Genomic DNA, 21,970 nt, shown 5'->3' with positions numbered 1-21,970 from the left:
CCGAACTTCTTTAATGGTTCGGTTTCCTTATTGTTTATGTTCCTAGAAGAATAGTTCATCTGCTCTTACCAAAAACTCTAAATCCCTGTTTTGGATGAACTTCCCAATGTAATTGGCAGGCTGGTCTTGTTTAAGGATTTCAATGGCAATATGCATTGGAACCCATCTCAGCACAAAACCGTCATTAATTTCCTCTTCTGTATAAATCGGTTCCTTTAACTCTCCTGTTGCTTTTGCTTTGTATCCGTAGGAGATTTGGAGCTGTCCGATTTCTCCGCGGTATTCCATGGTCATCCCGAGTTCCTCAATATCCTCAATCATGGCACCGACTTCTTCTTCTACTTCCCTTTTTAGGGCATCATAAATGGTCTCGTTGTTTTCAATACCGCCGCCCGGCAATTTATGATAATTTCCATTCGAAACAAATAAAAGTGCTATCTCATCACGGTCATTAATGACTACTGCTCTAGCTGCTTTTCTAATACGGTAAGCTTGGTCCGCATTTTGCTCGAAACCATCATCATAGATCTCCTTGATAAGTTCCATATTGTTTGTGACCCCTTTTATATAATTCTTATAGAAAGTTTCTATCTAATTTTACCTTGTTTTTTCTATAAATGATATAGATAATCTCATCCATATTTATGATTATTCCTCATAATGCTGCATTTACTATGCTATAATAGGCATATTTATTCCATTTAATAGTCAAAGCACCTTTTTCATCCTTTTCACCTAAAACCGTCCCTTTTCAGGTGAAATATACACTTTATCATCATTCTCTACTTGGAGGTGGCTAATGAACCATATTATTTGGAGAATCATCGGGTCTATTTTCATCCTTTGCTTTATCGTCCTAGTCGTTTTCACGGTGAAAATCCATGATATGCTCGAGTCAAGAAACGAGTTGGAGATCGGATATATAGATGCCCTGAAAATATTGACCACAAGGAATTACGATTCTGAAGAGGAAATCGTCTTAAAAAACCAATTAGAGAAATCAGCCTATCACCATATCCGCATCTATTATGGTTCCGACCAAAAGACGCTTCTCTCTCACACGATTTCTGCTCTTAAAGAAGCACGTATGGATAATAATCGTTTGATTGGCCAATACCCTGCCCCTCCGGTTGATTTGATTCTCTTTCAAAATGAGGAGCAATTCCTTCAATACGCCCAAATTAGCTATACGAATGGCTATTATTCCGATTTTGACAAGATTATCGGCATCCTTCCTGTCTATACCGACAACGATGACTACCGTAAAGAGACAATCCGCTATATGGTCAAGCATGAATATAGTCATTATGCCCTTCTTCAAAAAATACAGGCAATGGACGTAAATAATCCCATTCCAGAATGGTTCCTAGAAGGTTATGCAGAATATCTTAGTTTTATTCATTCCAGTCCCTTTAACACGGCTGAAACAGCTGGTTCCATCATCCCTTTCGATAACCTCGAGAAATCAGAGCAATGGAAGCATTTACGAACAGCTGGGGTCATTGATATCTACCGGCAGAGCCAGGAGGCGATCGCGTATATCATTGATGAATTTGGCGATGAAATCATCCTGGCCATTCTTAAAGAAGCAGACCAGGCCGATTCATTTGAACAAGCGATTCATCGCTCAACCGGCCTGAATTATGACGATCTTGAAAACCAGTTAATTCAGTCCATGCATGAATAAAGAGGCAGAACATTCATGTTCTGCCTCTTACTGATTGGACATAAGAAAATATTGCTCATATGGGCGTATATCAATCTTTTCCTCCGCCAGCTTCTTCTTCAAAAACTTATGATCCCGTTTTGGTGTGGCTAATATGTACCCTTTAATGAGGATATCCATCGTGATGGCAGTCGCTCCCTCTTGTAAGGCGATTTCCCCAATCTTCCCAGCAATCTTATGTCTTGCTACATCCCGAAACAGCTCAGGTACAGGACTAACAAGCTCCTCAAGAAACGCTTTTTGGTCACTTCCCCACAAATGCTTTGTTTGTTCTACATAATGAATTTCCCAATCCATGTCTGATTTACCATCTTCCTTGGGAAGCTTCTTCAGGAATTTTCTGAACATGAAGAACCCGCCAATGCCCATAAAGACAACCATAAAGACAATCCAAAACAGGATGAACCATAGAAACCATCCCTCAAGCACGTTCATTCACCTCTAGAAAATTGAATAGGATACCATTATTATAGCAAAGGATTGCCAAGCTTCAACTAAATTCACCAAATAATAGCAGATAGAAATATGAAAAGAAAAAGAATCATATAGACAAAGTCCTCCTGCATAGACTGATAACAGAGCATGATCGCGAGCTTGGTGAAAATTTCGTAAAATTTGTCGGAATAGTCAGTAAATAAGACGAAAGACAAGATTTTTCATGATTAATCTAAGAAAACGGCTAAAACTTGCCCATTCTCCCTTTTGTCAATCCGGTCTGTCTTTGATATAAATAAGATAGATTTTTTCTAACCATATGCAGACAGGATGATTTTCACCGGAAAGGAAGCCTTTGGTTGTCGGTATCAATGTATTATTGGAATCCACTATCTTTAAGGAGGCTACAAATAATGGGTAAAAAAGTCCACAGACGCCGGGAAGTCAGACGATTACTGCGGGAAGAATTAAAGAAAATGGATTCTCTTACAAAACAATCTCCTAACGAACAAATTTCGACATTAGGGAATGAAAAAATCAGCTTATAGCAAAGTTAACAGAGCAAAGAGGCTTCCGGTACACGATAAACCGGAAGCCTCTTTTTTTATCTGGATTACCTTCCTCTCCGCTCCAATGCCTCTAAACTAATCCCTTTCTGTCTAAAAGCAGCAATGCGGCTGCCGATATCCGTAAAGACCATTAAATCATCTTTCTCTTTTCCTCTACCCCTTCTAAAAAATGTAGTAATAATTGACCAAATACCATGAAATGTAAATCCAATCACCCTTCTTTAACAAGGAAATAACAGAAATGGATGTTTCCAACCAGCATAGAGGGGTATTAATGCTTGTGAGGCCATTCACGCCAACACAAACCATTTATGGAGGGATTTGTCGATGTTTTTACACAAGAAAGAATTACAGTTCGAAGCAAAACCAGAGAAATCAGATCCGTTATTAGCTAAACAAATCCAAGAGCTCATCGGAGGACAATTCGGTGAAATGTCCGTTATGATGCAGTACTTATTCCAAGGATGGAGTGTACGAGGAGAAGGGAATCAAAAGTACAAGGACTTAATTCTTGATATTGCCACTGAGGAAATCGGCCATGTTGAAATGCTGGCAACACTAGTTGCTCGTCTTCTTGACGACGCGCCAGTTGAAGATCAAGAAGCAGCAGCAAAAATGCCTGTCATTGGAGCTGCCTTATCAGGGATGAACCCTCAGCATGCAATCGTATCCGGTTTAGGCGCTCGTCCTGCGGACAGTGTCGGGAATCCTTGGCAAGGAAGCTATATCATCTCAAGCGGAAACCTGCTTGCTGACTTCCGTGCAAACCTTAATGCAGAATCACAGGGCCGCTTGCAAGCATGCCGTATTTATGAGATGACAACTGACAAAGGTGTCAAAGATTTATTATCCGTCTTGATTGCACGTGATTCTTACCATCAAAACCTGTGGGCTGCCGCTATCGCTGAACTCGAGGAGAAAGAAGGCTTGCTCGTTCCTAGCACATTCCCGCGTGAGAAGGAAAGACTAGACCTCGCTTACTCTCTCTATAATCATTCAGAAGGTGAATATAGCAGTGAAGGATCTTGGGCACATGGTCAAGCACTGGATGGACAAGGAGAACTACGTTATGAATCCACTCCGCCAATCGAAGGCTCCATTCCAATGCTGAAAGCAGCTCCATTATCCACTCATAATACATTGCCTGCTGATAAAGATAAATCAATGATGGAAAGATAGAATCCTATGAAAGAGGACAGAAGCTGGTTGTTACGTCAACCATCCCTGCCCTCTTTTTTATTGCCGTCTTGATTCCTGCGTATCATTCCAACCGATTCACAGGATGATACTAGCGTACTTGCCATCATCCACGACTAGCTATTCCCCTAAATCTGCTTTATTTACCTATCTTTTAGGATGTTTTAATTGCTTCTTTATTTGCTTTAATCGATCACTGAAAAACCTCACGTCGTCTTTCGGTATCTCTTCTTCCCCATATCGAGCCTTTTCATAGATTTCACTCAATCTGCTATTCTGCTCATTTCTATCGAGTTGTATGCGATTAAGCCACTCCTGGAAGGTTTCTTCAGGATTTCTTCCATGCGTCCCCTTCATGCCCTTTTCAAATTGATAAACAAGCATTCTGATCGGCCTATTTGACGGGGGATTGGAGTTAATTGCTCTTCGCCCCCTTTGACCTTTAGTCAATTCCCGAGAGGACTTCGTTAACTCACTCAATCGATGATGATTCAATTCTGCCTGAATGGCCCTTCTTCTCTTTACGATAAAAACAATAGCTCCGATAAAAATAACCAATAGGATCGATAGTAAAATCGGATAAAAATAAGAGGGTGTCGTATATTCTTTATACTCAAATGTTTCCATTTGGCCTTTTGAAGAGGTTATGGCCGTCATCCGTTCTTGTTGCTTCGGATTCGTCTCATCAGGCTCAAAAAGAGAGAATCCCTTATATAAACCTTCAGATAATAGGCTCGTTAACCCAAATACCGCTATACTTAGCAGGTTTCGTATTCCATATGTCAAATAGGGAATGATCCCTGCTAGCAGAGTGCCCCCAATTCCTAAAGCCGCAATCACCTTCAAACGCTGAGACAGCTGAACCTGATTGCGGCTTGTCATCATGATGGTGATCAACAAATGAGAAAGAAAGAGCGTCATTAATACAATCAACAGCCCTAGAGAAGGACTTTTCAATAGGTGAATTCCCAATAATCCGCTTGCCATGATCAGTTTCTTGCCAGGTTCCATGTTTAGGGTCTGAAGGATGAAGGAGCATAAACACATGCACAGTATCATCACGATATTCGGATAAAATAAACCCGCAGAGATAATAAGAAGGACACCTAGTATCACCAAGGTGTGCAGATTTCTTTTTTGATTAATGGAATCAAGGACCCCATTTACAATGATAAATGCAGCTAGCAAGGGCCATTGGGACAACGGAAAAAACAATAAGAAGAGATAACTTAATACAAGTGTGCTAGTTAGGTTTCTTTTCCATGCCTCCAACTCTCCTCAGCTCCCCTTCTCCCCCTATATAAAAATACTTGGTTCCCATTCTTATATTAGGCGGTTGATCTCCATTCACATAAATCAGCTCATTAGAACGTTCCATACTTTCTTTGGCGATGGATAGGAAATAATCCTCTCTTACGAACCGCAAATCATCGTGCAGTCTAGCCAATTTCTCCAGTGTCTTTTGTAAATGGTCAATTCCTGTATGAAGCGGTAATTTAAAAACACCTTCCTTGGTCAGATCGTTCACATACAATTCATAGGAGAACTTCTTTGAAATTAAATAGCTGCACAAAAAGGCGGTATGAGAAATCAGCTTTTCACCCTTTTGATGTATCGTAAGACCATTTGGTTCGGTTATGTATAACATGATTGTATATCGTTTATTTGTAATAGGCTGATATTGTTTGGCATACATACTTTGCATCTTGGCCGTTGCCTTCCAATGAATCTGGCGGAATGATTCCTTTTCATATGGTTTAATCCCAATAACAGATGTCTCATCAGCCAGATAAGAATGCGGCACCTCTTCTTCCCCAATTCGATCAAGATTGAGAATAGCGAGATTCTGGACCTCCAGCCGCTCTGGATACACGATGATTTCCGTATCACCATGATTGATTGTTGGGAAGTGTACAGAGGAGGTTCCAAATGAATCATGAATAATAAGGTCCAGCTCCTCAATAGAATAAACGCCTCTCGCTTTAGCTTTAAAAGGAATTCTCATTCGATTAATTGTCTTCTTTTTCTGTTCGAAATTGACTGTGTACCTAGTATCATTTAAGCTTTTATGAAAAAAATCTGATTCCATGACTTCGATATTTCTATCCAGGACAAAATGCAGCTTCCCATGGGCAATCGTAACAGGAGCATCATTATGAATGTCAATCGCTAATTCATCTGTTTCATTGATAAACAGCTTCCTGTTCTCTTTCTCTCGATTGATATAAACCTGCTTAGCTATTCTCTTCGTATAAAAATGAATATACGATGTATATAAGAAATAGACGACGATTATCATCGTCATCGGGATAAAGGATATATAAATTAACAGGAGAATGGAGATCGGCAGGATTATCCTCAAAAAATAGGAATCAAATAGAAAAGTGTAAACTGGCACACCTTCTCTACCTTTCATAAGACATCTCCACAGGAACATCCGTATTGTCTAAGATGGACCGGATGACTTCGTTCTTTGTCATATGTAAGGCTCCTTCCATTGAAAGCATCATTCTGTGTGAACTGATAGGTGGAAAAACAAATTGAATATCTTCTGGTGTGCAATAGGTACGTCCTTCCATTTTGGCTTTTGCTTGTGCAGCCCGGAGCATCGCAAGGGTTGCCCTTGGACTTAAACCAATCTCAATCCACTTATGGCTTCTAGTTGATTCGACTAAGTCAAGGACATAATCTTCTATACAATCTGAAATATGCACTTGCTTTGTCTCTTCCTGTAATTGCTGCACCTCTTCCATCGTGATGACCGGGGTAACACCACGTAAAGGATCCTCCGCCCGAAAGCGCTTCATGATCTTTCGTTCATCCTGTCGAGATGGGTAGCCTAGATTCATTTTAAGGAGAAAACGATCTAATTGGGCATCAGGCAACGGAAACGTACCATGCGATTCGACCGGATTTTGAGTAGCAATCACTAAAAATGGTGTTGGCAATGGATCTGTTTGCTTCTCAATCGTTACCTGCCTTTCCTCCATTGCCTCTAAAAGGCTTGATTGTGTTCTTGGCATGGCCCGATTAATTTCATCTGCCAATACGATATTGGCATAAATGGGGCCCATTCTCTTTTCGAACTCTCCATGTTTCGGATTGAAATACTCCAAACCAATGACATCACTTGGCAATACATCTGGGGTAAATTGAATTCTCGAAAATGTACCTCCCATGCTTTTGGCGATCGTTTTTGCCAGTAAGGTTTTCCCCGTACCTGGAACATCCTCCAATAGGACATGTCCATTGCTTAATAAGGCTACCATTAGTAAGTCAATGGTCTCTTCTTTACCTACAAACACCGTGCTTATTGATTTTTTTACATTTTCCAACATCAGTATGTACACCCCTGTATCTTCATTAAAAGCTATTTTTATCATATAGGGAAAAGACAGAAAATTCCATTCTTTTTCGACTTTTTACTCTTTTCCTTAATGATTAGGAAGGCAGCTAGCCTATACCTTAAAGCATTTGACATAAAAAAAGAATCGCCACTTTGGCGATTCTTTGAAAATGACTTTCCTATTTAAAGAAAAGTAGATATGTTCCATGTTCAGTCTGTGATTGTCTGTTATGGAGGAAAAAAATAAGCTTATCACTAATTAAATATACAAAACACCGGATTCTACCTGCTTGTTTTAGTCTGCAGATAATAGCCCTCACCTCGGGCTGTTCGAATATATTGTTCGCCAATTGAGCTTCGCAATCGGCTGATATTGACTTCCACCGTATTTGTTGGGATACCGTCCGAGGGTGAGTAACCCCAGATTTCTTGCAATAATTCCTCTTTTTTAATAGGACGATCTTGATTTCTCGCTAAGTATGCGAGAATAGCAAATGGCTTATCTGGAAGAAATACTCTCTCTCCTTTTAAGAACGTCACACGATTAATCAGATCAATTCGAATGTCTCCAGCAACAATCTCAGCTATTTCGTGCATCTTTTTCATAGAAAGTACACGCTCATACTCTCGGAAAAACGCTCGTAATGTGGCCAATAATATGGACAGGTCATAGGGCTTCGTAATGTAATGGGCAGCTCCAGTTTCTAAACCGGCAACCACATCGAATGTGTCACCCCGGCCGGTTAAAAAGATATAGGGAGTTGGATTGACTTGATTAATGATTCTCGCCACTTCAATTCCACTCGTAACTTGATTGACCGCGGGTACATTGAAGTTCTTTAGCATAATGTCAAGCAGCAAGAGGTCATACTGCTTTGTCATGCCGGCTTTCACGGCATCCTCTCCTGTTTGAAAATAATCCACATTGTACCCTTCCCTTTGCAAAATCTCAGAGAGCGGCTCTCCTATATCCTTTTCATCATCTAAAAATAAAATGGAGTACGTCATAAATGGCTCTCCTTTCCAGTATGGTATGGCTTATTGGTTATTTTCCAACACTATTTCTTTCGGAAAGACTACAAAGAAACTTGTTTCTCCTGTGTACTCACTTTCAACAAATACTTCTCCATTGTATAGCTTCATTGTTTTGCTGATTATATGAAGACCAAGACCAGTACCTGATATATTTCGCGTGTTACGTCCTCTGTAGTATCTTTCAAATATCCGTGTTTTTTCATCATCAGGTATATGAATCCCCCAATTGGTGACCTTTATGGCTACCTGATCTTTATAGACGCCATCCAGAATGCTTACCACAACCAGGTGTGAATTCTCGGAATACTTAACGGCATTATTCAGCAGAATTCGCATAATAATAAAGAAATGCTCCCGGCGAATGTATAGACATTTGTCTGAGCCTGGCTCATCCTGAACAAACTCGTAATCCGGATGCTCATTTTGTGCTTGCTTTATGGCGTAATTGATTAGTTCTTTGACTGGATAACTATCGGCAGGAGCTAATGTTTTCAAATTATCCACCCTTGCCAAATCAGTAAACGCTGCTTGTGTGTCGCTAATGCTTGCTACAGCTTTGTCTGCTTTTTCAAGTAAGGTTATTACTCTCTCCTTATCTTCAGTCCCATAGTACCTTATTAAGTCAATCGACTGTTTAATCTCTGTTAATCGCGAAGCGGTTTCATGAGAGATCTCTTGAAGAATATTCTTATTGATTCTATATGCTTCATTAGCTTCCTTATGTAATTTAATGATGATGTCACTAATTTCACCAAGTTCTTTATTATGTCGTTTCCCTATGTTGGTTTTCCAATCGCCCTGTGCTATGATCGTTTGCTGTTCATCAACAACTTTTTTAATGAGAGCGATATTTTTCCTTGAGAAAAATATATATAATAAAAAAATCACCACATACAAGAGAATTAATGTCATTGCCCCATGCTGCAAACCGTTCCTTACGGTTTTCGCATAAAGCTCTGTCAAATCCCTTCTAATAATAATTTCATCCGAATGATTATGATGAATTACTCGATGCTTTGTTTCGTAAATATAATGACCGTTTTCAGATTTTTCATAAACCCTAGCAGGTGATGCCCAGTCCTTGAGATAGTGATCAGATTGAAAATGCGCAACTAGGTTAGCAGCTTTTTCGATCCATGGTGACTTAATATAGGAAGGTATATTACTGTACTGAACGAGATAAGGCTCTCTGTTTTGATTGCGTATTTCATAATTATCACCGGCAAACACAGCGTAATGGGCAAATACTTTCGTAATTTCATCTTCTTGAGAGGGATTCGCTGTATTTATGAGAATATATTTTATGTCGTCAACAATTTTCTCTGTCTGAATTCGTTCAGAGGCTGTATCAGCAGCGATTTTCCCCCACATAACAACTCCCATAAATGGAATGGAAATGAGAAATGCCAATAGGAGAGCAGTTAACATAATTCTCAGTGTTGGTGAATGCCTAAATGTACGATTCGTTTGCTTGATTTTATCCATGCATCCTCCCTTAGATTAAACTTGAGCTGATTTTTCTTATTGTTGTGTTGTTTACTGATAATATGTAAAAAGGGAGCGATGATTTTGCCTACCTTACTATTTTAGGAACAGAAGCTGGATTGTCAACACTAGCTGGACAAAAAAGATTTGGTAGATTATTTCCATTTCACAGGTAATCATTAGCTGATTATTCAATGAATTGGATAAGAGTGTAGATCGCTGCAGGTACTTGCCATGGAATTTCATCTATTCTCCTATCAATTCAAACCAAAAAAGGCAGGAATCATGATTCCTGCCTTACTATTTATGAATGAAGCAAAGGGTTATTCCTCAGCCAGCGCAACCTCCAGCAAATCCCATGAAGTAATGATGCCGTTTGGCTTTTCTGTCTTTTGCCCTGTCGCTGTTATAATAATGGCCTCAATCTTATCTGTATTTCCCTCGTCCTCATCATAAATATCTTCAATTTCAAACACGGTTGTATTCTGCGAAACAAATACTACCCGTTTCTCGTCTTTCTGATAAAGCTCCTTCACCTTCACCTTCTCAAGATCCATCTTCGGATTATCAAATTGATTCGTCAGCCAGCTGATTATTTCCTTCGTCGTCAATAGCCAGCGATACTTGTCCTCTTTATTATAGATAGGAAACCGTGTATGACCGGTTTTCTTCATACACGATAGAACGTCCTTCAAATGATCGTCCTCATAGAAATAATAGACTTCCTTGGTTGAAATAGATAAACCCGTCCTCGGCTCCTCAAATTCATCCGCAATCCGTTCAATTTCTTCCACCACATCCAGATGAGGCTCAGCAATATAATAATCCACATCAATCTTTTCATGCACAATGGCATTTCGTAATTTAGCATATTGGCATAAATCATCTTTATAGTGTCGAATAAGCACATGATTATGACCTTTATACACCAGTTCTGTGAATTTATCTGAATCCGTCTGTTTCACGGTCTGTTTCAATACTTTATGAATTCGATTAAAGGCTGTTTCAAATCGCTCTGATAATGTTAATTCTGTCTTTGTTTTCCCCATGGGTCTGCAGCTCCTATGTTTTTCCCTTTCTTTACCCTATTATTTCTGTCTGACAACCCATTTTTTCTCAAAATGTGAAAAAGATACTTGTAAAAATTAGTCGAAAAAGGTAGAATAATATTATAAATGGTTATAATGATCATTCCGCCATTTTGATTTTTCAAACCTTAGCAACTTGGTGCCCTTGTAGCACCTATACATCTCCCCTTCTGGAGATGTATTTTTTTTACTCAATTCTCATACGCCTCTCTATTCAGCATTTCATCAAGTTTCACGATTTCAAAGTCCCTATTAATCAAGTAATCCAATATCTCTCGAAGCGCTTGTGCTGTTTTGGCCTGTTCAGCATTGCTGTGCATTAAGATAATGTCACCGTTTCTCACATAACGCTTCACATTTTCCGTCACTTCAGCAGCTGTATGAACAGACCAATCTAGCGTATCAATGGACCAAAGGACTGTATGCTTACCTTCGTTAGAAAGGATATTCAATAATTTTGCGTTGATTTCTCCATAGGGTGGACGAAAGAAGTTGGGGTACTTACCAATGATCGACTCAATTTGACGGGAGGAGCGGTCGATTTGTGCTTGCATTTGTTCCTCGGTCAATGTGGTAAGGTCGAGATGTTCATCAGAATGGCTGGCAATCAAATGCCCGTCAAGATAGGCTTTTTGGACAATTCGAGGATAAAGGGCAGCTTGGCTGCCGAGGAAGAAGAAGTTGCCTGGTACGTCATATTCACGGAGTATATCAATGATTTCTTCTGTTACACGCTCATCAGGGCCATCATCAAAGGTTAAAGCGACCTGCTTAAGATTTTCTCCATTGGCTGAAATAGAGAAAGGATGCTTTTCGATAAAGGGCCGTATTTCTTTGCGCCATTTATCCATTTGGATACGAGCAGATTCCATTAGGGAAGATGAATCACCCTTAATTTCAAGGAGGTATTCTCCCCTATCCTTTTGTATACTGTTATAAACAGCCTGATGGAGGATATGGTCATCCTCCTGGTCGATGAGAATGGTCCATTCATATTCACCTGCTCGGTAAATATATTGTCTATGCCGCTTTGTTTGCCGAATTTCTGCTGGTGGCCCTAACTCGGATAAGATAAGGGCGCCAGAAAGCTGTTGCAGTTCAGGGTGCTCGGAGCGCAGTTCAAACACACCTGCCCGGTTATAACCAATCACGATATGCCGCCTTGGATAGGAGGCATAGAACGAGCCATCTTCAAACAAGCTCTCACTCGGCTCTCCCCATTCATTGATCACATCCTCTATGCTAAGGCCGCTAAGATGAAATGGCTGGCCCTCAAGCATCCCTTTTTCAGCCATATCAAGAACATGATTTTCATATCTCTCCTTTATACTTTCCATTTCCTTTAAATTAGCCTCTTGTTCGCTAATGGGCTCAGATATCACAATCGGAAGCAGGCATAGCACAACGGCCAGGCAGGCCACAATCCATTTCCCTTTCATTTCTCTCACCCCTTCGCTGCTTCCTTTTACAAACAGTGTATGCGGGGATAACCTGCCCTATTGGTTTATTCATCAAAAAAGACCGGAGTTTGCACTCCGGTCCACCTTCATTACATCGCCACGGTCTCCTTAGGCTTCATAAGATTCCGCTCCAATTTCTTATATTGGACATACATCGCCACACGCCAAGGAACAATCATGGAGAAGGCAATCAAGAAGAACATGCCCCCTATTTCCCCCACATCAACGGACGAGCTAAGAATAAATTTAAGCAAGGTCCTTACAATAATTAACCCAAGCAGCACAAACACGAATGCCTTTGAGCGTTTGATATAGATCTGCTCCTCCTTAATCTCAAAACGGGAGGTCATAATGAGGAAAATCGAGAAAAACATCCCAAGCAAAACCGCTTCCACTATTTCCGTTCCTGACAAACGAAATGGCTCAAATACATACATAAGGGCGCCGGTACTCATAAAAAACGGCGGCAGAATTATCTTCTTTAAGGTTGCTGGCTTCTTAGATGCTTTCATCCGTATGGCGAACACAGCAAGCGCCATGACAATAGCAGCAATGGTCGATACAGCTAGTATCATAATGGTTCATTCCTTTAATGGTGATTTTCATTTTACAGGACCACCTATTCAAACATAGTCCTAAAACAGCCGGCAATAATCAGGATTTTCAATTGGTTAACAGCCCCATTTTCTTCCTGTTATTTCTCTATCATAAATCATCTTCCCTCAGAATGAAAGCTTCATCTGTTCATCCCTCTAAAATCCTGTCCAGCCCCCAAACAAAGCCACAAAATAGGAGGTAAGCATCGTCATCCAATCAAAGAATAGGACAATCCCCATCAGAATCATAATGACTCCTCCCGCCTTCATTACCTTTGCGGAGTTCCGCTTGATCCATCCCATTTTCCCAATAAAGAAGGACATCAAAAAGAATGGGATGGCAAAGCCGAGGATATAGGCAATCATATAAAGCATCGCTGAGTTTGGATTTGTCGCAGCCATTCCGAGAACAACCATGAGGATTGGACCGGTACACGGCGTCCAGCCAGCAGAAAAGGCTACTCCGATTAACATCGAGCCGATATAGCCCCCAGGTCTATTCTGAAATTCTAGTCGGCGTTCCTTCATCATGAACGATGGCCGAAACACACCGATAATAACCAGTCCAAAGAACACAATCACAATAGCTCCTAGCTGCCGGATTGTATCCTGATAGGTTGTAAACAGGCTGCCGAAGAAAGAGGAGCCAAAGCCCAGAGCAATGAAAATACTCGAAAAACCAACGAGAAAGAATAATGTGTGGAATATGCTCCTTTTCTGAAGCATCGCATTGTCCTTCTTCATTTCAGATACTGACATCCCCGTTATGTAAGAAAGAAAAGCCGGATATAGCGGGAGACAGCATGGAGAAATGAAGCTTAGAAAGCCTGCTCCGAAGGCAAGAAATAGATTAATATCTTCCAAAAATGATAACCCCCCTAAAACTGAGCTGAACACGTACCCATTTTACCAGATAAACCATCATATGGTAACCAAGTGGATTCAAGTTGTCCTCTTCTTTCATATGCCTCAGTTTTTTTCTGTCCTTCTAGGTCATACAGTTTTTTCTTAAACATGTCCCCTACTCGTGAAATACAAGGAATCACCCTGCCCTCCATTCTTCAAAAAGCTTCCCGCCTTAAACGACAAACACGGGAAAGTTTACAATTAAATGAAAAGATTTGTTATTTAGATATACCCAAACTGTAAAATTATGTTATAATTTTCTAATCATATCTTAGGAAGGGACCAATGAAGATGGACAGAGAACTATTAGAAAATCAAATTGAGTTGAAACGGGCTGAGCTCATCAACATTGCCTTGAAGTACGGCTTAACGTCCAAAAACACGATTAAATATAGCCAAGAGCTTGATAACCTTTTAAACGAATATTCTCCTCTTCCATTCTACGTACAAAAGAAGGTTGCTTATAACTAAGTAATTTATACTCCAGAAGCCTCCCTTTAGAATCATCGTCTAACCCTTTAAATCAAAAGCCGAATAAACAAAAAAGATCACATCCCTCTGCAATGAACTGAACAGTAGATTTGTGATCTTTTTCTTACTCAGCTTACCTCATGGGCAATTTCCTCTCCTAATCCATTTTGGAGAAGGTACATTTTGTAATAAAGCCCTTTTTGAGCGAGCAGCTCTTGATGGGTCCCCCTCTCAACAATCTCCCCTTTATGCAGAACAAGAATAAGCGCCGCATCCTGAATCGTTGAAAGCCGGTGGGCAATGGCAATTGTCGTCCTGCCCTCTCTCATTTTGGCTAAGCCCGCTTGGATGGCTTCTTCAGTTTCCGTATCAATATTGGCAGTCGCCTCGTCCAGCACCAGAATTTTGGGGTTTCTCACAATCGTTCGCGCAAAGCCAATCAGCTGCCGCTGTCCGCTTGAGAAGGTAGATCCGCGTTCAACGACCGGATCCTCATAGCTATTCGGCAGCTTTTCAATGAAGGTATCAGCCTGAACAAACTTAGCTGCCTTCACAATCTCCTCGTCACTGATTCTCGAGCTGTGCAGGCGCACATTATCGTTTACGGTCCCGTAGAAGAGAAAGGCATCCTGCAGAACGAGCCCCATCTTTTCACGCAGCTCCCTCATCGGGTATTGCTTAATGGACGTCCCATCAATCAGGATATCGCCCCTATCAAACTCATAAAATCGCATGAGGAGATTGATAATGGAACTTTTCCCGCTCCCTGTATGACCGACCAGTGCGACCGTCTCTCCTGCTTTTGCCTCAAAGGAAATATGTTTGAGCACGTCTTGTTTTCCATCATAGGAGAAGCTGACATCCCTGAATTCGATTCTTCCTTCTTTGATGGATGCATTCCGCTCCAGCTCAGGATGGGGGGCAGTTTCCTCCTCATCCATGACGGCAAAGACCCGTGAACCGGAGACAATGGCCTGTTGATAAATAGAGAGTCTTTGCATGACATCATTGACCGGCTCAAAGAATCGGTCGATGTAATTGACGAAGGCATACAGGACCCCAATCTCGATCGGTGAGTTCATGGAGGAGACTCCAAAATACGATAAGATAAGAATAAGGGCAAAGGTGTATACCAGATCAATCGCCGGCCGCAATAATAAGCCGTCAATCTTGATATTTCTCATCCCAGCCATATAATGCTTTTCATTAATGTCCTCAAACTCTGCCCGCAGCCGTTTCTCCTGACGGAAGACTTGAATAATCGACATCCCCTGCAAGGATTCATTTAGGTTCGCATTCAGCTGGCTCAGCCGCTCCCGCAGGTCTTGGTAGAAACGGCTGCTAAGCTTCCTGTACAGTCTCATTAACCCATATAATATCGGCAGAATGAGCAAACAAAACAGGGCGAGCTTTACATCTAGAATAAACATCGCGATAATCGTCCCGATAATGAAGAATCCACTCGAGATAAAGGAGGAAATCACTCCGACAAACATCTCTTTAATGGCTTCGGTATCATTCGTGATACGGGAAACAATTGCTCCAGCCGGTGTCCGGTCGAAATAGCGCATCCCGAGCTGATGCACTTTCGAGAACACATCAACACGAATCTGCTGAATGATGGCAAGCGCAATTTTGTGAAAGCTGAATAATTGGAAATACTGAATTATGACTTTCGCCACAATTAAGAAAAGATACATTCCGGCAAGCCATATGACAGGGCTCACCGCAATCTCTCCTGCTGTCAAATAATCATCAATGAAAATCTTCACCAGCACAGGGCCTGTGATGTCTGCAGCAGTCGCCAAAAACAATAGCAAGAATGCAATCGATATTTCTTTTTTATGCGGCTTGGCATAGGATAGCAGTCGGTATAAGACCTTCTTCTGCTCCTTGCCAGTTAATGCCTTGCTAGCCTCCATCCTGCTCCCCCCTTTTTTACATTCATCTCTTTTTCATGGCCGCCTAGTTGAATGCCCTATTAATCTTGAAAACTGTTGAACAGGAAGATGTCATAAAAGCTTCCTGGTCAAATAGTAGGAATGGGGCGTTCTGTCATTCAAACAGCCCCGATTCCTTATTTAGGCGCTACGTATAAACCGCCATCCTTTGTCCATTCCGCATAAAACACCCTTTTCACATCACCATAGCCGCTTTGCTCCAACTCCTGTTTAAGCCATTTTTCATCGAGACCATGCTCAGCCAATGCAGGACGCATAATGATTCCATCCATAACGAGCATAGCGGGCAAAGTGATGTTTTTCCCTGTTACATTCAAGTCCTTTATTGTTGGGTTTTTATAGGGTGCTTTTAACCCGACACTTAGCTTCCCATCTGGCTCCACGATACCAAACTCAACCTCACGCATGGAAAATATCCCTTGCTGCCTTAATAAACTTCGTACTTGATTCACATCTAATTTTGCTTTCCTGATTGCGTCCCGATCTAATTGGCCTTTCTGAATAATAAAAATCGGTTTCCCTTGCAGAAAGGTCCTGAACTTCGGAAATTTCATTGAGACTACCTGGATCAGCAGCATAAAGAGTGTCCAAAGGCCCACAGCGAATAAGTACTCCATGATGTTTTCGCTTTTTTCATAAATGATGTGCCCTAAAAAATCATCCAATAATAAGACAAAGACAAAATGGATAGGTGTTAATTGGGATACCCCAATTCTTCCTGTAATCGTCAGGACAAAAAATAAGCTAATGAATCCAACAATGATCTTCAGGGCAATTAACCCAAAACTCACCTCATCCAAAAAGAATTCCCCCGAGCTATAAATAGATTCTATAGCTCCATTATGATATTAGGTGGGAGGATTTATACCCTTTGTCAGATATCCAACAAGATTGATCTACCGTACACGCTTAGTCCATTTTCCCCTGCTCAACAAGCTCCTCTAATTGCTGCTGATTATACATATCCCGATACCAGCCTTCCTCTTTCATCAGTTCTTCATGCGTTCCGTGCTGGATAATCGTTCCCTCATCCATCACAATAATCTGCTCCGCATGCTGGACGGCACTGAGCCGATGAGCGGTAATAATGGTTGTCTTTGATGAACGCTCCTGCTTCAAGTTTTGAAGGATGATTTCCTCCGTTTTCGCATCCACCGCTGAAAGGGAGTCATCCAGGATGAGAATCTCCGGGTCCATGATCAAAGCACGGGCAATACTAAGTCTTTGCTTCTGCCCGCCTGATAAGGAGACTCCTCTTTCTCCCACAATCGTTCCATAGCCATTCGTGAAGCCTAAAATATCCTCGTGTATATTCGCCAAATAAGCCGCCCGCTCAATCTCCCTTTGACTGGCATTCGGTGTCGCGAAGGCGATGTTCTCCCCAACAGTGGCCGAGAACAAGAAATGGTCCTGGGGAACATAGCCGATTGCCGCTCGGAGACTAGCGAGCGCATAATCTGCGATTGAATGACCTCCAATACGGATATCTCCCTCTAAATGGATAAATTCACGGATCAACAGCTTCAGCAAGGTCGTTTTGCCAGAACCAGTTCTGCCGACGATCCCTAATGTCTCCCCTTTATGAATCGTCAAATGAATATCACGCAAGGCAGGTTCATCCTCATTCGGATAGGAGAATGACTTCAAATCATACTCGATATCACCAGAGGCCTGTTTCTGGATAGCCTGGCTTTCATCGATAATCTCCGGCTTCTCCTGAAGGAGCTCCATGATCCGGTCATACGAGGCATTTCCCCGCTGAACAATATTAAACAGCCAGCCAAAAGCAAGCATTGGCCAAATTAGGAGTCCCAAATAGGTCGTAAAGGATACGAGCTGACCAATCGTCAGGCTTCCATCCAGAACAAATGTCGCTCCGACCCCAATGGTGATGAAATAGGAGATTCCCGCCATCAGCCCGATTGTCGGATCATAAAGGGCATCGATCCTTGCCACGGCAATATTCTTATTGACCACATCATGAGAGGCTTGACGAAAGGACTCGATGTCCTCCTCTTCTTGGCCGAATGTCTTGATAACCTTTATGCCTGTCACACTTTCCTGTGTCTTATCATTCAGGTCAGAAAAGGCTGCCTGAGCACGTTTGAAACGCTTGTGAATCAGCTTTCCATAATAACTCGTTGACAGCGCAATAAAAGGCATCGGGAGTAAGCTCAGAATAGTCAGGCGCCAATCAATGAAGGACATCGCAATGATGACAAATCCCCCCGTCGTCAAGGAATCGACGAAGGAAAGCACTCCATTGCCTGCGGTTTGCTGCACAGCACTCAAATCATTCGTCGCATGGGCCATCAAATCCCCAATTCTCTTTCGTTGATAGAAGGAGGTCGGCATATTCGTGAAATGCTCATACAGCCTGCTCCTCAGCTGTCTTGATAATTTCACGGCTGACCCATAGATTTTGATACGCCACAAATAGCGGAACACATACGCGATAAGAGCGGCGATAATTAAGAAGCCAATCCATTGGACTAAGCGCGGCGTTGTTACAGTCCCATCATTAATGAGATCTACCACAACCCCGATGACCAGCGGAGGCACAAGCTGCAACAATGCGACGATTAAAAGCAAAATAATTCCGATTATGTAGGATTTCTTTTCTTGCTTAAAAAACCAGCCAAGCTTCCGAAAAATCTCCATAAACGCCCCCTCTTTTCTCTCTATCTTCAGCCTCATAAGTGTAGCAAAAAGAATGTTCTATATAAAGATTATTTTAAACCTTCAGAATTTATCTATGCCAGTGAATTGTCTTCCCTTACATTTTTGAGTACCGGAACATCTTCTTCAAAAGAAAATTCATCGTACGCCTTTCTTCGGGCTTGCGGGGAATGGAATTGGTCATGGAGATATTCGTGGAGAATTTCTGTTAAAAATATCCATCAAAATCATTCAACAATGATAAACTAACATAAAGGAGGTTCATTTATATTGGAATTCAATTTTGGCTCTTTTTCTATTATGCTGCCCTCATTACCTGTCACCATTTTCGCCATCATCCTTATTTTCGTTTTAGTTAAGTGGAGCAAGCAATTAAAAACACGCCGATTTACCATTTTCTTTTACTTTCTCATCGGCAGCTACATAACGCCCATTTTAACGCTGGACACTCAAGCAGGATTTTTTCAACTGTGGATTCCGTTAGGTTTTCTTATCATCTTCTTTTATTTGTTTCGCAGTGATAGATACCACCCAGCGAAAATGAAAGCATCCATTCTAGGACTATGCTTAGCAATCTATCAAATCATCCTCCAATATATGAATTAGTTTGACATTGAACAAGCTCCCCTTGTTTGTATGACAGAACTCAATAGAACCATTTTAAGGAGTGACGGTATAATGGAAATAGAAACAATCGAGACAAAGGGGGAGACATCCCTTTTTGTAGAGGTCTTTACGGCTGTTTTGCCATTTATTCTTTTGGCAATTTTAGCTGCCATCATTATTACGATTGTGTTTATCGTTAAGATTATTAAACGGTATCTAGCTAACGGTAAAATCGCTGAACAAAAACTGAAAATGGAACAAACCGATATACAGGAGATTAAACAGCGTCTGGACCGAATGGAGAAAATCTTACGCGAGGACAGATGATCTCGTATTTATCTGTATCAGTTTGTCTCTCAGCTGTACAATGAGTTAGCCGTTACAACCTTTTGCCCAACCCTTTTTCCATACATTAACGGCTTACAAAAGAAAGAGCCGACGATCTGTTCATTCCCCGCTAGACCATCGGCTCTCCATTTCGTTTTTATTTGATTATTTCCTTCGCAAGATAATCGTGATAAAAATTCACTCCATCGCTTTACAATCTTCAACGGCACATGCGTTTCCTTTTTTCATCAGCCAAGCCATACCTACTCCTCGCTTTCCATCTCACGAACAGAAATCACATCGACGATCCGTTGCGTACCTATATACACCGCCTCTTTATCTCTTTCGATTGGTTTTAAGATATTTTGCGATTTCCTTGAATTTACGCTCTTTAGCAGCAAGATAGCTTTTGCTATCTTCGGCATAAGCGCTTTCTGCTTTCAATTTTTGATAGGATCGCCACCGGTCTATTTCCAGCGTACCATTCATCAGCGCATTTTGAATGGCACAGCCAGGTTCACCAGAATGGGTGCAGTCATGGAAACGGCAGCCTGACGCCAATTCCTCAATCTCTTCAAAGGTATGGTCAACTCCGGAAGCACTGTCCCACATTCCCAGCTCACGCATACCTGGAGTGTCAATCACAAGCCCTCCCTGCGGCAGTAATAGCATTTCTCTATGCGTCGTGGTGTGACGGCCTTTATCATCGTTTCGAAGTCCTTTTGTATCTAGCCGCTCTTCACCGAGCAGCTGGTTAATAAGTGTAGACTTGCCAACGCCAGACGAGCCAATCAGGGCGACTGTTTGGCCATCCCTAATATAGGGCAATAGTTGTTTGTAGCCATCCTGCTCCACACTTGACGTAATAAGAATATCTGCACCTATGGCAACAGATTCTATTGCGAGTTTGCGTCCATTCACATCATCACACAGATCGCCCTTTGTCAGTACAACAACAGGTGTTGCCCCGCTATCCCATGCAATAGACAGGTAGCGTTCTAACCTTCGGAGATTGAAATCATTGTTCAATGCCATACACAAAAAAATCGTATCGATGTTCGCTGCTATAACCTGCTCCTGTCTAGCATCACCGGCAGCTTTTCGAATAAAACAGCTCTTTCGCGGCAGCACATGATGGATGACTGCATTTCCTCCGTTTTCATTCCAATCGACCATCACGAAATCACCAACAGCTGGATAATCTGATACGCTCTCAGCGTTATATATAAATTTACCTGACACCTCTGCCAGTTTTTCTCCATATTCGGCAACAAGGCGATATAAGCCCTTTTCTTGGGTTGTGATGCGTCCGACTGTTAGATGGTCATGTTCTGCGGCTAAGGTTAAGAAGCGGTCAGAAAGGCCATAAGATTTCATATCCATACATTTATTCAATTTGATTCACCTCAACACGAGTAGTTCCGATCCCTATTCAATGTTCACATTCTTTGCCTTTTTTATCTAAATAAAAGACATCTCCCTTCTGTTTCATCCTTCTTCTCACTTTCCTTACAAAAAACAGAGCCAGACAAGCGGTGATTTCTCACAGCATGAATCGGCTCTGCGTCAAAGGCGTCTACTCATCATTTGATTTATGCCAAGTCACGACGCAGTCTTTCAAAGCCTGCCTGTAACTTCTTCAGCTCTTTTCCCCTATGGCTAAAAGCAATCCAATCATCCTCTATTCAGCAAAGGACTTTGAATACTTAGGCAGCAAGTACCGGTAGATGACCACCACATGAATAAGACCGATTCCCGCAAAGAGAACCATCACTATCCATTCCTGCCAAAAGAGCGCGATACCATTCATATCGCCCCCGCCAAAAAATTTAAATAGTACACTTAAATAAAGCGGATCAAGCAGCAGCATGACGAGTGATGTGTACCATGCAATGGTCCGAAAAACCATTGATTTTACTGCACAAATTCGTTTGCTGAATAAAATCAGCAGCCAGCCGCAAACGAAGGTGGCTGCCGCACCCGCCAGACAGAAAAGCCCATTTGGAAATCGGTCATCTGAGTATGATAGACATCTACCTGAATACCAAGCCCCATGAAATTGATTTGCTTAAAGACACCATAA

The 21,970-nt window shown here is 41.6% G+C and carries 22 protein-coding genes; 6 read left to right on the top strand and 16 right to left on the bottom strand.

Features of this window, described 5'->3' with window-relative positions; genetic code table 11:
* Positions 1-42 precede the first annotated feature (42 nt).
* Complete coding sequence (locus tag ACI35L_RS09830; protein WP_049670984.1) at positions 43-546, bottom strand: NUDIX domain-containing protein; 504 nt, start codon at positions 544-546, stop codon at positions 43-45.
* Between the two features lie 253 nt (positions 547-799).
* Between ACI35L_RS09830 and ACI35L_RS09825 the strand changes: the two genes are divergently transcribed.
* Positions 800-1,687, top strand: coding sequence for a hypothetical protein (locus tag ACI35L_RS09825; protein ID WP_439802795.1), 888 nt, complete (start codon positions 800-802; stop codon positions 1,685-1,687).
* Between the two features lie 27 nt (positions 1,688-1,714).
* On the opposite strand, the gene ACI35L_RS09820 is transcribed toward ACI35L_RS09825, so the two are convergent.
* On the bottom strand, positions 1,715-2,155 hold the full coding sequence (locus ACI35L_RS09820; protein ID WP_049670986.1) for a DUF2621 domain-containing protein: 441 nt from the start codon (positions 2,153-2,155) through the stop codon (positions 1,715-1,717).
* 419 nt (positions 2,156-2,574) lie between these two features.
* Between ACI35L_RS09820 and ACI35L_RS09815 the strand changes: the two genes are divergently transcribed.
* Both ACI35L_RS09815 and ACI35L_RS09810 read left to right on the top strand, forming a co-directional pair.
* Positions 2,575-2,709 carry a hypothetical protein gene (locus ACI35L_RS09815; protein WP_269431782.1) on the top strand — a complete coding sequence of 45 codons (135 nt, stop codon included), beginning with the start codon at positions 2,575-2,577 and terminating at the stop codon, positions 2,707-2,709.
* A 348-nt stretch (positions 2,710-3,057) separates the two neighbouring features.
* Positions 3,058-3,909 (top strand): manganese catalase family protein, encoded by an 852-nt coding sequence (locus tag ACI35L_RS09810; protein WP_439802794.1) that lies wholly within the window; start codon positions 3,058-3,060, stop codon positions 3,907-3,909.
* Between the two features lie 165 nt (positions 3,910-4,074).
* Here the strand turns inward: ACI35L_RS09810 and ACI35L_RS09805 are convergent, their stop codons facing one another.
* The 9 genes from ACI35L_RS09805 to ACI35L_RS09765 all read right to left on the bottom strand — a co-directional run bounded on the left by ACI35L_RS09805 (position 4,075) and on the right by ACI35L_RS09765 (position 13,801).
* Positions 4,075-4,938: a hypothetical protein gene (locus ACI35L_RS09805; RefSeq protein WP_439802793.1), complete on the bottom strand. Its 864-nt coding sequence runs from the start codon at positions 4,936-4,938 to the stop codon at positions 4,075-4,077.
* 232 nt (positions 4,939-5,170) lie between these two features.
* Complete coding sequence (locus ACI35L_RS09800; protein WP_049670990.1) at positions 5,171-6,343, bottom strand: DUF58 domain-containing protein; 1,173 nt, start codon at positions 6,341-6,343, stop codon at positions 5,171-5,173.
* A complete protein-coding gene (locus ACI35L_RS09795; RefSeq protein ID WP_049670991.1) occupies positions 6,333-7,265 on the bottom strand; it encodes an AAA family ATPase in 933 nt (310 codons plus the stop codon). The genes ACI35L_RS09800 and ACI35L_RS09795 overlap by 11 nt, the downstream gene beginning before the upstream one ends.
* Positions 7,266-7,555: 290 nt before the next feature.
* Positions 7,556-8,281, bottom strand: a complete 726-nt coding sequence (locus ACI35L_RS09790) for a response regulator transcription factor (protein ID WP_439802792.1) — start codon at positions 8,279-8,281, stop codon at positions 7,556-7,558.
* A 30-nt stretch (positions 8,282-8,311) separates the two neighbouring features.
* Positions 8,312-9,793 carry a sensor histidine kinase gene (locus ACI35L_RS09785; RefSeq protein WP_049670993.1) on the bottom strand — a complete coding sequence of 494 codons (1,482 nt, stop codon included), beginning with the start codon at positions 9,791-9,793 and terminating at the stop codon, positions 8,312-8,314.
* A gap of 323 nt (positions 9,794-10,116) precedes the next feature.
* Positions 10,117-10,842 (bottom strand): CBS domain-containing protein, encoded by a 726-nt coding sequence (locus ACI35L_RS09780; protein WP_439802791.1) that lies wholly within the window; start codon positions 10,840-10,842, stop codon positions 10,117-10,119.
* A 230-nt stretch (positions 10,843-11,072) separates the two neighbouring features.
* Positions 11,073-12,320: a polysaccharide deacetylase family protein gene (locus ACI35L_RS09775; protein WP_439802790.1), complete on the bottom strand. Its 1,248-nt coding sequence runs from the start codon at positions 12,318-12,320 to the stop codon at positions 11,073-11,075.
* Positions 12,321-12,430: 110 nt separating this feature from the next.
* Positions 12,431-12,919: a CcdC family protein gene (locus ACI35L_RS09770; protein WP_439802801.1), complete on the bottom strand. Its 489-nt coding sequence runs from the start codon at positions 12,917-12,919 to the stop codon at positions 12,431-12,433.
* Between the two features lie 174 nt (positions 12,920-13,093).
* Positions 13,094-13,801 carry a cytochrome c biogenesis CcdA family protein gene (locus ACI35L_RS09765; RefSeq protein ID WP_049670997.1) on the bottom strand — a complete coding sequence of 236 codons (708 nt, stop codon included), beginning with the start codon at positions 13,799-13,801 and terminating at the stop codon, positions 13,094-13,096.
* 327 nt (positions 13,802-14,128) lie between these two features.
* Here ACI35L_RS09765 and ACI35L_RS09760 point away from each other — a divergent pair, with 327 nt between their 5' ends.
* Positions 14,129-14,314, top strand: coding sequence for an aspartyl-phosphate phosphatase Spo0E family protein (locus tag ACI35L_RS09760; protein WP_331456706.1), 186 nt, complete (start codon positions 14,129-14,131; stop codon positions 14,312-14,314).
* Between the two features lie 128 nt (positions 14,315-14,442).
* Here ACI35L_RS09760 and ACI35L_RS09755 read toward each other — a convergent pair whose 3' ends face one another.
* The 3 genes from ACI35L_RS09755 to ACI35L_RS09745 form a co-directional block, all read right to left on the bottom strand.
* Complete coding sequence (locus ACI35L_RS09755; RefSeq protein WP_439802789.1) at positions 14,443-16,236, bottom strand: ABC transporter ATP-binding protein; 1,794 nt, start codon at positions 16,234-16,236, stop codon at positions 14,443-14,445.
* Positions 16,237-16,391: 155 nt separating this feature from the next.
* Positions 16,392-17,066, bottom strand: a complete 675-nt coding sequence (locus ACI35L_RS09750) for a DUF421 domain-containing protein (RefSeq protein WP_439802800.1) — start codon at positions 17,064-17,066, stop codon at positions 16,392-16,394.
* Positions 17,067-17,184: 118 nt separating this feature from the next.
* On the bottom strand, positions 17,185-18,936 hold the full coding sequence (locus ACI35L_RS09745; RefSeq protein ID WP_439802788.1) for an ABC transporter ATP-binding protein: 1,752 nt from the start codon (positions 18,934-18,936) through the stop codon (positions 17,185-17,187).
* A 288-nt stretch (positions 18,937-19,224) separates the two neighbouring features.
* On the opposite strand from ACI35L_RS09745, the gene ACI35L_RS09740 reads away from it, so the two are divergent.
* Together ACI35L_RS09740 and ACI35L_RS09735 are read left to right on the top strand one after the other, a co-directional pair.
* Positions 19,225-19,560: a hypothetical protein gene (locus ACI35L_RS09740; protein WP_439802787.1), complete on the top strand. Its 336-nt coding sequence runs from the start codon at positions 19,225-19,227 to the stop codon at positions 19,558-19,560.
* Positions 19,561-19,632: 72 nt separating this feature from the next.
* Positions 19,633-19,887 (top strand): hypothetical protein, encoded by a 255-nt coding sequence (locus ACI35L_RS09735; protein WP_439802786.1) that lies wholly within the window; start codon positions 19,633-19,635, stop codon positions 19,885-19,887.
* A 336-nt stretch (positions 19,888-20,223) separates the two neighbouring features.
* Here the strand turns inward: ACI35L_RS09735 and rsgA are convergent, their stop codons facing one another.
* Together rsgA and ACI35L_RS09725 are read right to left on the bottom strand one after the other, a co-directional pair.
* Positions 20,224-21,270 (bottom strand): ribosome small subunit-dependent GTPase A, encoded by a 1,047-nt coding sequence (rsgA, locus tag ACI35L_RS09730; RefSeq protein ID WP_197089982.1) that lies wholly within the window; start codon positions 21,268-21,270, stop codon positions 20,224-20,226.
* 298 nt (positions 21,271-21,568) lie between these two features.
* Positions 21,569-21,796, bottom strand: coding sequence for a hypothetical protein (locus ACI35L_RS09725; RefSeq protein WP_049671004.1), 228 nt, complete (start codon positions 21,794-21,796; stop codon positions 21,569-21,571).
* Positions 21,797-21,970: the final 174 nt, after the last annotated feature.

The organism is Pradoshia sp., assembly GCF_051873915.1.
GTDB lineage: Bacteria > Bacillota > Bacilli > Bacillales > Pradoshiaceae > Pradoshia.
This window is presented reverse-complemented; position numbering and strand designations above follow the sequence as displayed.

Bases quoted from the DNA above. Each gene is read 5' to 3' on its own strand.
- rsgA (WP_197089982.1), bottom strand. From the start codon at position 21,270: ATGGATATGAAATCTTATGGCCTTTCTGACCGCTTCTTAACCTTAGCC.
- ACI35L_RS09815 (WP_269431782.1), top strand. From the start codon at position 2,575: ATGGGTAAAAAAGTCCACAGACGCCGGGAAGTCAGACGATTACTGCGG.
- ACI35L_RS09785 (WP_049670993.1), bottom strand. From the start codon at position 9,793: ATGGATAAAATCAAGCAAACGAATCGTACATTTAGGCATTCACCAACA.
- ACI35L_RS09790 (WP_439802792.1), bottom strand. From the start codon at position 8,281: ATGACGTACTCCATTTTATTTTTAGATGATGAAAAGGATATAGGAGAG.
- ACI35L_RS09830 (WP_049670984.1), bottom strand. From the start codon at position 546: ATGGAACTTATCAAGGAGATCTATGATGATGGTTTCGAGCAAAATGCG.
- ACI35L_RS09810 (WP_439802794.1), top strand. From the start codon at position 3,058: ATGTTTTTACACAAGAAAGAATTACAGTTCGAAGCAAAACCAGAGAAA.
- ACI35L_RS09780 (WP_439802791.1), bottom strand. From the start codon at position 10,842: ATGGGGAAAACAAAGACAGAATTAACATTATCAGAGCGATTTGAAACA.
- ACI35L_RS09725 (WP_049671004.1), bottom strand. From the start codon at position 21,796: ATGGTTTTTCGGACCATTGCATGGTACACATCACTCGTCATGCTGCTG.
- ACI35L_RS09755 (WP_439802789.1), bottom strand. From the start codon at position 16,236: ATGGAGGCTAGCAAGGCATTAACTGGCAAGGAGCAGAAGAAGGTCTTA.
- ACI35L_RS09825 (WP_439802795.1), top strand. From the start codon at position 800: ATGAACCATATTATTTGGAGAATCATCGGGTCTATTTTCATCCTTTGC.
- ACI35L_RS09775 (WP_439802790.1), bottom strand. From the start codon at position 12,320: ATGAAAGGGAAATGGATTGTGGCCTGCCTGGCCGTTGTGCTATGCCTG.
- ACI35L_RS09795 (WP_049670991.1), bottom strand. From the start codon at position 7,265: ATGTTGGAAAATGTAAAAAAATCAATAAGCACGGTGTTTGTAGGTAAA.
- ACI35L_RS09735 (WP_439802786.1), top strand. From the start codon at position 19,633: ATGGAAATAGAAACAATCGAGACAAAGGGGGAGACATCCCTTTTTGTA.
- ACI35L_RS09760 (WP_331456706.1), top strand. From the start codon at position 14,129: ATGAAGATGGACAGAGAACTATTAGAAAATCAAATTGAGTTGAAACGG.
- ACI35L_RS09800 (WP_049670990.1), bottom strand. From the start codon at position 6,343: ATGAAAGGTAGAGAAGGTGTGCCAGTTTACACTTTTCTATTTGATTCC.
- ACI35L_RS09805 (WP_439802793.1), bottom strand. From the start codon at position 4,938: ATGGAACCTGGCAAGAAACTGATCATGGCAAGCGGATTATTGGGAATT.
- ACI35L_RS09745 (WP_439802788.1), bottom strand. From the start codon at position 18,936: ATGGAGATTTTTCGGAAGCTTGGCTGGTTTTTTAAGCAAGAAAAGAAA.